The 9,903-nt window shown below is 71.3% G+C and carries 11 protein-coding genes; 4 read left to right on the top strand and 7 right to left on the bottom strand.

The window, feature by feature from the left end; all coding sequences use genetic code 11:
• A partial coding sequence (locus tag FNH04_RS33800; protein ID WP_152789662.1) for an ATP-binding protein occupies nt 1–479 on the top strand: 479 nt, incomplete at its 5' end.
• On the opposite strand, the gene FNH04_RS33795 is transcribed toward FNH04_RS33800, so the two are convergent.
• The 3 genes from FNH04_RS33795 to FNH04_RS33785 form a co-directional block, all read right to left on the bottom strand.
• Entirely contained in the window at nt 434–1,006 is a 573-nt protein-coding gene (locus tag FNH04_RS33795; RefSeq protein WP_152789661.1) for a dihydrofolate reductase family protein, read from the bottom strand. The genes FNH04_RS33800 and FNH04_RS33795 overlap by 46 nt on opposite strands.
• A 317-nt stretch (nt 1,007–1,323) precedes the next feature.
• Nucleotides 1,324–1,710 carry a VOC family protein gene (locus FNH04_RS33790; protein ID WP_322724623.1) on the bottom strand — a complete coding sequence of 129 codons (387 nt, stop codon included), beginning with the start codon at nt 1,708–1,710 and terminating at the stop codon, nt 1,324–1,326.
• Between the two features lie 5 nt (nt 1,711–1,715).
• Nucleotides 1,716–2,078: a DUF1801 domain-containing protein gene (locus FNH04_RS33785; RefSeq protein ID WP_152789660.1), complete on the bottom strand. Its 363-nt coding sequence runs from the start codon at nt 2,076–2,078 to the stop codon at nt 1,716–1,718.
• A gap of 201 nt (nt 2,079–2,279) precedes the next feature.
• Here FNH04_RS33785 and FNH04_RS33780 point away from each other — a divergent pair, with 201 nt between their 5' ends.
• Nucleotides 2,280–3,260 (top strand): LysR family transcriptional regulator, encoded by a 981-nt coding sequence (locus FNH04_RS33780; RefSeq protein ID WP_228031773.1) that lies wholly within the window; start codon nt 2,280–2,282, stop codon nt 3,258–3,260.
• Between the two features lie 39 nt (nt 3,261–3,299).
• On the opposite strand, the gene FNH04_RS33775 is transcribed toward FNH04_RS33780, so the two are convergent.
• A complete protein-coding gene (locus FNH04_RS33775; protein ID WP_152789659.1) occupies nt 3,300–4,508 on the bottom strand; it encodes a pyridoxal phosphate-dependent aminotransferase in 1,209 nt (402 codons plus the stop codon).
• A gap of 86 nt (nt 4,509–4,594) precedes the next feature.
• On the opposite strand from FNH04_RS33775, the gene FNH04_RS33770 reads away from it, so the two are divergent.
• Nucleotides 4,595–5,224, top strand: coding sequence for a winged helix-turn-helix transcriptional regulator (locus FNH04_RS33770; protein WP_152789658.1), 630 nt, complete (start codon nt 4,595–4,597; stop codon nt 5,222–5,224).
• Between the two features lie 181 nt (nt 5,225–5,405).
• On the opposite strand, the gene FNH04_RS33765 is transcribed toward FNH04_RS33770, so the two are convergent.
• From FNH04_RS33765 to FNH04_RS33755, 3 genes are all read right to left on the bottom strand, one after another.
• The gene (locus tag FNH04_RS33765) at nt 5,406–6,254 is read right to left on the bottom strand and encodes a hypothetical protein (protein WP_152789657.1); all 849 of its coding nucleotides are present in this window, start codon (nt 6,252–6,254) and stop codon (nt 5,406–5,408) included.
• A complete protein-coding gene (locus FNH04_RS33760; RefSeq protein WP_152789656.1) occupies nt 6,254–7,537 on the bottom strand; it encodes a VWA domain-containing protein in 1,284 nt (427 codons plus the stop codon). The genes FNH04_RS33765 and FNH04_RS33760 overlap by 1 nt, the downstream gene beginning before the upstream one ends.
• Before the next feature lie 128 nt (nt 7,538–7,665).
• Nucleotides 7,666–9,192, bottom strand: coding sequence for an IucA/IucC family protein (locus FNH04_RS33755; protein WP_322724619.1), 1,527 nt, complete (start codon nt 9,190–9,192; stop codon nt 7,666–7,668).
• 126 nt (nt 9,193–9,318) lie between these two features.
• Between FNH04_RS33755 and FNH04_RS33750 the strand changes: the two genes are divergently transcribed.
• Nucleotides 9,319–9,903: IucA/IucC family protein (locus FNH04_RS33750; RefSeq protein WP_228031772.1), on the top strand; the 585-nt coding region annotated here is incomplete at its 3' end.

Raw genomic sequence — 9,903 nt, 5'->3', positions numbered from 1 at the left:
CCCAACGCACCGCCCCCACCCGACACTTCACCATTCGGCTGTCGGCCACCCGCAGGGGCGCCCGACTGGCCCGTCAGTTGGCGTGTGAGCGGCTCAACTCATGGGGATGGCCGTATGACTCGGAGGCCAACCACACCACGGCCCTCCTGGTCGCGGAACTGGCCGCGAACGCTGCCCTGCACGGCAGGGAGAGGGGCCGGGATTTCCGCCTCGGCCTGACCCTCTTCCATGAGGACGCAACGCTCCGCATCGAGGTGACGGATCCCCGCCCCGACCGCCGTCCACCCGCACCCGGCTCACCCCAACTGCCGCCGCCCGACGCGGAGTCCGGCCGGGGCCTGTACCTGGTCGAGACGCTGGCCGCCCACTGGGGGACGACGTGCGGCGACCCGTACGCCAAGACCGTCTGGTGCGAGGTTGCCCTCGCCCAGAGTCAGCGGACTACGTCGAAGACGTTCTTCTGCAGGCCGTTGGCATAGACCTCGTGCTCGACCAGCCTCAGCTTCTGGGTGTCCTTGTCCGTGGCGCTGAAGAGCCGCATGCCCGCGCCGAGCAGGAGCGGGAAGACGAGCAGGTGGTAACGGTCGATCAGGCCGGCGTCCGAGAGGCTCTGGTTCAGGGCGGCGCTGCCGTGGACGATGATCGGGCCGCCCTCGGTCTCCTTCAGCGCGGCGACCTCGTCGAGCGAGCGCAGGATGGTGGTCTCGCCCCAGTTCGAGACCAGGTCGTCCTCGGTGAGGGTGGTGGAGACGACGTACTTCGGCATCACCTTGTAGTCGGGGAAATCCTCCATGTCCGGCCACACCGGGCTGAACGCCTCGTAACTGACCCGGCCCAGCAGCAACGCGGTGGCTTCCCTCTGCTCCCGGCCCTTGATCTCGTACGCCTCGGGGAGGAACTCGACATCCTTGAAGGTCCACCCGGAGTTCCGGTAACCGGGCTCACCGCCCGGGGCCTCCACGACGCCGTCGAGCGAGATGAAGGCGGTGCTGATCAGGGTACGCATCTGAGGTTCCTCGCTAGCTCGTGTCTGGTTCTGAGTAAAGCTGAGCCGGGCACGCTTCGACCACGCTCGCGGCCGCAGCGCACCAACCATGAACTCTGACTGCGGATCGGGCAGAAACTCATCGTCCGTCGTCCGCCTCTCCCGGCGGCCTGGGCCATCCGGACCGTCCAGGGGAGCAACGCGCAGGCCCGAGCGCGCGACCTTCCAGCGGCACACCAGCGACGAGCCGTGCGTGACCCGCCCCGATCCGCGGCGCGGCAGGCGCCCCTCGACACCCTTGACCCGTCGGACGGCCTCCAGGGCGGCCCCGGGCCCGGTCACGCTGCGGCGTCCTGCGGGTACCAGCGCAGTTCCACCGTGTTGCCGTCCGGATCGCGGACGTAGATCGATGTGGCAGTGCCCCGCGCGCCGAAGCGCTCGACGGCGCCCTGGACGACGGTGAAGGCTCCCGACTTGACGACCTCGTCCCAGTCCAGGGGCTCCACGGTGAGACAGATGTGGTCGACGTTGGATTCGTTCCGGGGGCGGTCGACGAGGTCGATGACGGTCTCCGGGGTGACTCTCACGGACGGGAACGGGACCTTGCCGGCCCGCCACTCCTCAAGCCGTACCGGCTCCAGGCCGAGGAGTCCGGTGTAGAAGCCCAGGGACCGCTCGACGTCCTCCACGTTGAGAACCAGATGATCGAACGCCTTCACGCGCACAGTGCTCACTTCGCCTCCAGGGCGAGGGCGCCACGCAGCCAGTCGGTGAACAGAGCGGGGTCGACGTCGTCGACGGTCCTGAGCTTCACGGAGGCCATCCGGCGCGCGCCGGGGACCAGCCGCCCCGACGAGTCGGTTACGTCCTGGCCTCGCCAGAGACCGAAGGTGACGTAGGACTTGTACGCCTTGAGCAGGCAGACCGGGGTCTGCCCCGGCTTTTCGCCGAGACTCCAGGTGGGATGGCCGTGCCACACCGCACCGGTGGCTTCCGGCAGCGTGGAGTCGATGACACGACGCGTTTTCTCGCCGACGGCCTGCAGGCTGACGTCGAGCCCGGTCAGGTAGGTGGTGATGTCCGACGGGTGCATGGGGGTTCCTTTCATGGCGGGTCATGGCGGGTCATGGCGGGGCCGTGAGGCGCGCGCGGGTCGCGTGGTGGGTCACGCCGGTGTCGGAGACGGCCGGGTGTGCGAGCGCCGGAAGGGCGGATCGCTTTCCCATCGAGACGACCGGGTGGACGTCTCCTACGATCCGCCACGGGAAAACCCGAATCAAGGCATGATCGGAGCATGATCGTTGAGCTGGATTCAACGCCGGGGGGAATCATGCTGGAACGACTGGAGACCGAGATCTTCCTGACGCTTGCCGAGGAGCTGCACTTCGGCCGGACCGCTGAGCGGCTCCGGATCACGACCGGGCGGGTCAGTCAGGTGATCAAGAAACTGGAACGCCGGATCGGCGGCATGCTGTTCGAGCGCAACAGCCGTACGGTCCGGCTCACCCCCGTTGGACGGCAGTTGGCCGAGGACCTGGCGCCCCTGGTCGTGGCCATGGAGGAGGCGCTGAGCAGGGCGGCCGACGCGAGTCGCGGTGTCACGGGAGAACTCCGGGTCGCGTTCCTCGGCGAGTGGACGGCACCCCTGCTGCTCAGGACGGTCGGCGTGTTCGCCGAACGCCACCCGGAATGCCGGGTCGAGGTACGGGAGGTTCAGCTGTCCAACTCCCGGGCCAGCCTGCTGGACGGCTCGGTCGACATACTCCTCGCCTCCTACCCGTTCGACGGAATGGCCTGCGGCCCCGTGTTGCTCAGGGAGAACCGGGTGCTCGCCGTTGCGGCCGGGCACCCGCTGTCCGGCGAGCGGTCGGTGTCGGTCGAAGTGCTCGCGGAACATCCCGTGGTGCAGTACCCGGAGGTGACCTCCGCGGCGTTCAAGCGGGACCGCACACCGGACCGCACGCCGTCGGGCAGGCCCGTTCCGAAGGGGCCCGCCGGCGGGTCGTTCTCCGAGATGCTCACCCTGGTTGCGATGGGCAGGGGAGTCCTCCCGGTCGGGGAGCACTCCCGCCAGTACTACCCCAGACCCGACCTGGCCTACGTGCCCCTCCACGACGCGAAGCCGATCGAGCGGGGGCTGGTCTGGGCGGAGGGGAACACGACGGAGAGGGTGCGCGAGTTCGTACGCGCTGCGACGGATGTCGCCGGGACACCGACGGGTGTCGCAGGGACGCCGACGGGTGTCGCCGAGACGCTGCCGACCGTTTCCGCTTGACGCGTCACGGCTCACCGGGCTCGGCGACGACCACCGCCCCTACTGCCGGTACCCGCCCAGGAACCGCCCGATCCTGCTGATCGCCGCGTCCAGGTCGTCCACGTGGGGGAGCGTCAGGATGCGGAAGTGGTCGGGGGTGGGCCAGTTGAAGCCGGTGCCCTGCACCACCTGGATCTTCTCGCGCAGCAGCAGGTCCAGGACGAACTTCTCGTCGTCGTGGATCCTGTGCACCTTGGGGTCGAGCCGGGGGAACGCGTACAGCGCGCCCTTCGGTTTCACGCAGGAGACGCCCGGGATCTCGTTGAGCTTCTCCCAGGCGCGGTCGCGCTGTTCGCGCAACCGTCCTCCCGGGGACGTCAGTTCATGGATGGACTGCCGGCCGCCGAGCGCGGCCTGGATGGCGTACTGGGCGGGGGCGTTGGCGCACAGCCGCATGGAGGCCAGCATCGTCAGGCCCTCCAGGTAGCTGCGCGCGTGCTGCTTGGGGCCGGTGACGACCAGCCAGCCCGAGCGGAAACCGGCGACCCGGTACGTCTTGGACAGGCCGCAGAAGGTGAGGACCACCAGGTCGGGGGCGAGCGCGGCGGCCGAGTGGTGCACGGCGTCGTCGTACAGGATCTGGTCGTAGATCTCGTCGGCGAAGACCATCAGGCCATGGCGGCGGGCGAGGTCGAGAATGCCCTCGATGATCTCCTTCGGGTAGACCGCGCCGGTGGGGTTGTTCGGATTGATGATCACGACGGCCCTGGTGCGGTCGGTGATCTTCGACGCCATGTCGTCCAGGTCCGGGTACCAGTCGGCCTGTTCGTCGCACAGGTAGTGCACCGCCTTGCCGCCCGCGAGCGTCGTGACGGCCGTCCACAGCGGGAAGTCCGGGGCGGGGATGAGGATCTCGTCGCCGTCCTCGAGCAGTGTCTGTACGGCCATCGACACCAGCTCGGAGACGCCGTTGCCGAGGAAGACGTCGTCGACGTCGACCTCCAGGCCCAGGTTCTGGTACCGCTGGGCCACGGCCCGGCGCGCGGAGAGCACACCGCGCGAGTCCGTGTAGCCGTGCGCCTGCGGCAGCATCCGGATCATGTCCTGGACGATCTCCTCCGGCGCCTCGAAGCCGAAGAGCGCGGGATTGCCGGTGTTGAGGCGCAGCACGCTGTGCCCCGCCTCCTCCAGCGCGTTGGCGTGCTCGATCACCGGCCCCCGGATCTCGTAACAGACCTCGCTGAGCTTGCTCGACTGCCGGAACTCCATGCGCTCTCGCCCTCCGGTACGTGGTGTTGCTTGGTTTTACCAAGTTCGGGCTTGGAAAGTCCAACAACATGTCTAGACTGCGTCGCATGTCACCTCGCCGAAGCTACGACCAGTACTGTTCCGCCGCCCGGGCGCTCGACGTGGTCGGTGACCGCTGGACCCTCCTGATCGTCCGGGAGCTGCTGGCCGGTCCTCGCCGCTACACCGATCTGCACGCGGACCTGCCGGGCGTCAGCACGGACGTACTCGCCTCGCGGCTGAAGGACATGGAGCGCGACGGGCTGACGACACGGCGCCGGCTGCCTCCTCCCGGTGCGGCGTACGTGTACGAACTCACCGCCCGGGGGCGGGAGTTGCTGCCCGTGGTGCAGGCGCTGGGGGAGTGGGGTGCCTCCGCGCTCGGCGAGCGGCGTGCCCAGGACGCCGTACGGGCGCACTGGTTCGCGCTGCCGCTGCTGCGCGGACTGGCCGGGGAGAGCGGACTCGTCGAAGTCCGGCTGGAGGAGGGCGAGTTCCACCTGTGGGCCGGAGCGGTGGACGGTCCGGTGTATGGGGACGGGCCGGCGCCCCAGGAGCCGGACGCCCGGTTGGCGTTCGACGAGGAGACCTGCGCGGCGGTGAGCCGGGGGGAGCTGAGCCTGCGGGACGCGGTGCGCGAGGGGCGCGTGGAGGTGCTGGGAGACGGGGCGTTGGCCAAGGAGTTGCGGGAGGGGTGACCCCCGCGGCCTCCCGGGGTGTCCGGGGCGTGAGACGCACACACCTCCGGGCGTGAGACGCACACACCTCCGGGGCGTGAGACGCACACACCTCGGGGGTGCGAGACGCACACGCCCCGGCGCGTGAGACGCAGAGAGGCCCGCTGAACCGGTCACGGCTCAGCGGACCTCCGAGACCGCGTCAGGAACTCGGCGGCGGCACCCGCGAAGGCCGCCCCGGCCCCCGCGTCAGCGCGTATCCGCCGACCCCCGCCAGGGCCGCCAGCACGCCGCCCACCGCCGTCCACACCCAGCGGTCGGACCACCAGCCGGAGGCCCAGCCGTCATCGGGTTCGAGCGAAGACAGCACGGCGGTCGACGAGTCGGAGTCGTCTTCATCCTCCTCGTCGGTGGCCATGGCGACCCCGGGGACGAGCGGTTCCGCCAGCGAGCCGTCCACCGCCGCCGAACCGCCGGCGTCCTTCGAGTCCACCCGGACCTCGGTGTCCACCGGAAGCCCCAGATCGGCCGTCTCCAGGTCCGTGACGGTCAGCCGGACGTAGTACGTGCCCGGCAGCGGGTCGTTGGCCCACGGCTCCGACCAGGCGCGCACCGTGCGCAGGGTGCAGGACAGGTCCACGGAGCCCGCGTCCGTCCCGGCCGTGCGCGTCTGCGCCCCGTACTGGCAGGCCTGGCGGCGCCGCAGCCCGTCGTACACGTCGATCTGCCAGGTCGACGAGGACCGGGCGGCGTCCGGCAGCTTCACCTTGGCCCGTACCGTGGGCCGCTGCCCGGAGTCCGCGGGGAACGACCAGTACAGGTAGTCGCCCGTGGAGGCGCCGGCCGTCGCCTTCCGGCCCTGCTCGATCTCCGTCGCCGTACGGAAGGACGTGCCCGCCTCGGTCGGCGCGTCACCGTCGTCCGACGGGCCGGCGGAGGGCGAGGAGTCGGCGACGGAGGGGGAGGCGGTACCGCCGAGCAGCAGGAACAGCCCGGCCGTCACCGCCCCGGCCGCCGCCCGCCGCGTACGCAACACGCTACTGATCCACATCAGTTGGTCCTCCAGACCGCGATCCGCCACCGCGACAGCCAGCCCCACAGCAGGCCACCGAGGAAACCGGCCAGCACCAGCACGCCCAGCAGCCACCAGCCGCGCCCGAGACCGAACGAGGCCACGTCGCTCGCCGCGTCGGGACCCTCCACGACGTCGATGGTCAGTTCGAGCGGCAGCCCGGGCGTGGTCTTCACGCCGTCGGCCGGGGAGAAGGAGTGGGTGACCTGGAGGCACACCGTCTCGCCCGCGCCCTTGAGGTCGGTGTCGTCGTCCACGTCCTCCAGTTCGGCCTTCGGATAGCGCAGCCCCGTCGAGATGACATCGGTCCGGCCGTTGCCCGTCGCCTCGCCGCGTACGATCTCCCGCCCGCTCGCGGTCACGGCCCGCAGCGACAGCCCGTACGAGGGGCCCACCCGGCGGTCCGCCGCCACGCTCACCGAGGCACGCAGCTCCCAGCCCGGCAGGACGTCCACGCGGTACCAGCGCTGCTGCCCGAACTCCTCGCGGTCCGTGTAGAGGCCGGACTCCAGCGCCGGTGCCTTCGCGCACGCGTCCGCGCCGTCCACGGCCTTCGGCACCACCACGGGGTCGGCGGCCCGGTCCACCAACTGGTTCACGCGGTCGGTGAGTTCGTCCGTGTGCTCCACCGAGGTGTACGTGCCGCCGGTCGCCTCGGCGATACAGCTGAGCTGCACGCGCATCTTCGCGTTCGGCACCAGGCCGAGCGTGTCGATGGTGAGGCCGATGCCCTTCGCCGCTATCTCGCGGGCCACCTCGCACGGGTCGAGCGGGGCGCAGGTGTCCTCGCCGTCGCTGATCAGCACGATGCGCTTGGAGCCGTTGCCGCCCTCCAGGTCGTCGGCCGCCTCGAGCAGCGCGGGGCCGATCGGGGTCCAGCCGGTGGGCGTGAGCGTGGCGACCGCCGTCTTGGCCTCGGTACGGTTCAGTGGGCCGACGGGGTAGAGCTGCGCGGTGTCCTCGCAGCCCTTCTTCCGGTCGTCGCCCGGGTAGTCGGCGCCGAGGGTGCGGATACCGAGCCGAACCTCCTCGGGGGTCGCGTCCAGCACCTCGTTGAACGCCTGCTTCGCCGCGGCCATCCGTGAGTCGCCGTCGATGTCCCGGGCCCGCATCGACCCGCTGACATCCAGCACGAGGTCCACCTTGGGCGCGTCCTGGTCCGCCGTCTCGTCGGCGAGGGCCGTGGACGGGACGGCGATCCCGGCCACCAGGGCGGCGAACAAGGCACAGACCCCTGTCGCCAGCCGTTTTCTTGTGATCATCGGCGGATCTTATTGACCAGGGGGCGCGCGCATCAAAACGGCGGGCGGCAGCGCCGGGACGCGCACGCCCGGCGCTGCGGCCCGTGCCGGCCCGTGCCGGCCGGTGTGGCGCGCGGAGCGCGTCGGAATCATGGGGAAGGGCGAGGCTCCGGCGCGGAGTGCCACGGGTTGGCGAGTACGGCCCACATGTCTCCGGGCCGCTCGGGGGACAGCCGCATCAGTGTCAACGCCTTGGTGGGCAGCGGCTCTTCGAGCAGGGCCACGAGATCGGGGGTGCGCGGGAGATCCGGTACGGCCGTCTCCAGCGCCGTCCGCAGGGCCGTGGCCGAGCCCGCGGTCGCCGCGAGCGCCCCTGCCACCAGCGATCCGAACAGTTTCCGCCGTAGCACCGTGACGTCGTCGGTGACGAGCCGTCCGGTCAGTTCGGGGAGCGGGACACCGTGCCGAGCCAGCCGCGCCGGGCTCACCCGGATGTCGGCCAGGTCGCGGTACACGAGGCGGAGCGGGGCGCCCGTCGGGGACAGGACCACCAGGAGGTTCTGGCCGTGGGCCTCCAGGGCCACGCCCAGGTCGAGCAGGCGGAGGCCGACGGTGAGGGCGAGACGGGTGAAACCGGCCAGCCAGGATGGGGACCGGGGCAGACCGGTCGCCGGCAGGGCGGCCACCGGGACGACCCGTTCGCCGCTTCCGGCCGACGCGTACGTCTCCGGTGACTCGCGCAGCACCGCCGCCAGATCGGGGGAGCCCGCGGTGACGGCGCCCAGGGTGCGGGTGACGTGCAGCAGGCCGTCCGTGCGGGCGGCGATGTCCTCCGCGAACCCCGAGACCGTCGCGGCCGTCTCGATCGAGTAGACCGAGATGTCCCGCACGGACGAGGTCAGCCGCGCACTCAGCGCGGTCTTGACGTGCGGGCCGCCGTCGGGGAGGGCGAGCGTGCGCAGGGACATCAGGGGATGCGCCGGAATGCCGTCCTGCGAGGGGAACTTGAGAACGTTGTCGGCCTGCCAGGGATGAACCGGGATCAGGATCCTGCCCTCGGCCCGGAACCGCTCGGGCCAGGTGCCGACGACGAGACAGTCGTCAGCCTCCGCGGGCAGCAGCCGTACGACCGGACGGTGCTCCGGCCCGTAGGCGAGCTGGTCGGCCACCGAAAACCCGGGGCGGGAGCGGCAGTTGGGGTGGAAGGGGTGGCCGTCGACCACCCGCTGCTCCCACTCCCAGCTCGTCACCGGCGCGGGAGCCTCGGCCGGCTGGTTCGCCCGGGACAGCGCCAACGAGGCGACACCGTGGTCGAGTTCGGCCGCGAAGGCGGAGCCGTGCGGGAGGGCCAGCGCCGTCATGAGCCGCGCCGGACGGTCGTACGGCCGGTCGTCGAGCCGTACCTCGGTGACGTACGCGGCGGTCGCGTACGGGTCCGCGTGCGGGCCGTGCAGACGGCGGCCGTCCGTCAGGTGCAGGGTGAGTCCGTCGCGGCCGGGCTCGCGGCGGGCGATCCAGGGCAGCGGATCGTACGCGAGCCCGCGCCACAGCCGGGTCAGGACGGCCGCCCGGGCACCGGGCAGCGCCTTCGCGTACGGCAGCGTGAGATCGGGGCGCTCAGTGGCGAGTTCGTCGGCGAGCACGGCCTCGGCCTCGGGCGTGGGGGGACGGTGCACGGGCTGGCTCCTCGGGTACGGAAACGGTGCGGGGGTGGTGCGGGGCCGCGTACGGCGGTCACCGCGGCGGCTTCGTGCCGGCGTGCGGCCACAGACATACTGATCACCAGTGCACCGTATGAACGAATGGACCCCGTGGACGCCAGGTACCCCAGGGACGAGGTCGGCGCGGCGGCCGACGCGTACGCCGCAGCCCCGCTGCTCAACTGCCTTCTGAGGGAGGTGGGGGAACGCGTCGGGCCGCACACGCACCGGCTGCGGGCCAGCGGCCGCCTCCTGCGGGTGCGCGGCGGCCGCCGTCCCACCCACCCAGAGGTGCACGCGGACGGCGCCTGGCATCCCCTCACCCACGCCGAACTGGTCAAGCTCACCGCAGAGGAACTCCGCCGCCACACCGGCCTGTCCAACTCCGAGCTGCCCACCGAGATGCTCGACAGCCGGGAGGCGGTGGCCGCCCTCCTCAGGGCGCGCGCCCACGCCACGGCGCCCGCGGACCCGTACCTCCGCTCCGAACAGTCCCTGATCACAGGGCACCCCTACCACCCGGCCCCCAAGGCGCGCGGTGGCGGCCCGGTAGCGGCCTGGCTGCCGTACGCCCCCGAGGCGTACGCCCGCTTCCCGCTGACGCTGCTGGGCGTGCGCGAGGACACGGTGGTGGAGGAGGGCGACACCACGGCCCTGGACGACCTGGGCCGTGCTCCGCACGGCTAC

This window comes from Streptomyces phyllanthi, from assembly GCF_009377205.1.
GTDB classification, from domain to species: Bacteria; Actinomycetota; Actinomycetes; order Streptomycetales; family Streptomycetaceae; genus Streptomyces; species Streptomyces phyllanthi.
The sequence above is the reverse complement of the archived record's forward strand: the minus strand, read 5'-3'. Positions and strand labels throughout refer to the sequence as shown.

Excerpts from the sequence above, each read along its gene's own strand:
- FNH04_RS33795 (WP_152789661.1), bottom strand. The coding sequence starts at position 1,006 with ATGCGTACCCTGATCAGCACCGCCTTCATCTCGCTCGACGGCGTCGTG.
- FNH04_RS33785 (WP_152789660.1), bottom strand. The coding sequence starts at position 2,078 with ATGCACCCGTCGGACATCACCACCTACCTGACCGGGCTCGACGTCAGC.
- FNH04_RS33780 (WP_228031773.1), top strand. The coding sequence starts at position 2,280 with ATGATCGTTGAGCTGGATTCAACGCCGGGGGGAATCATGCTGGAACGA.
- FNH04_RS33775 (WP_152789659.1), bottom strand. The coding sequence starts at position 4,508 with ATGGAGTTCCGGCAGTCGAGCAAGCTCAGCGAGGTCTGTTACGAGATC.
- FNH04_RS33770 (WP_152789658.1), top strand. The coding sequence starts at position 4,595 with ATGTCACCTCGCCGAAGCTACGACCAGTACTGTTCCGCCGCCCGGGCG.
- FNH04_RS33765 (WP_152789657.1), bottom strand. The coding sequence starts at position 6,254 with ATGTGGATCAGTAGCGTGTTGCGTACGCGGCGGGCGGCGGCCGGGGCG.
- FNH04_RS33760 (WP_152789656.1), bottom strand. The coding sequence starts at position 7,537 with ATGATCACAAGAAAACGGCTGGCGACAGGGGTCTGTGCCTTGTTCGCC.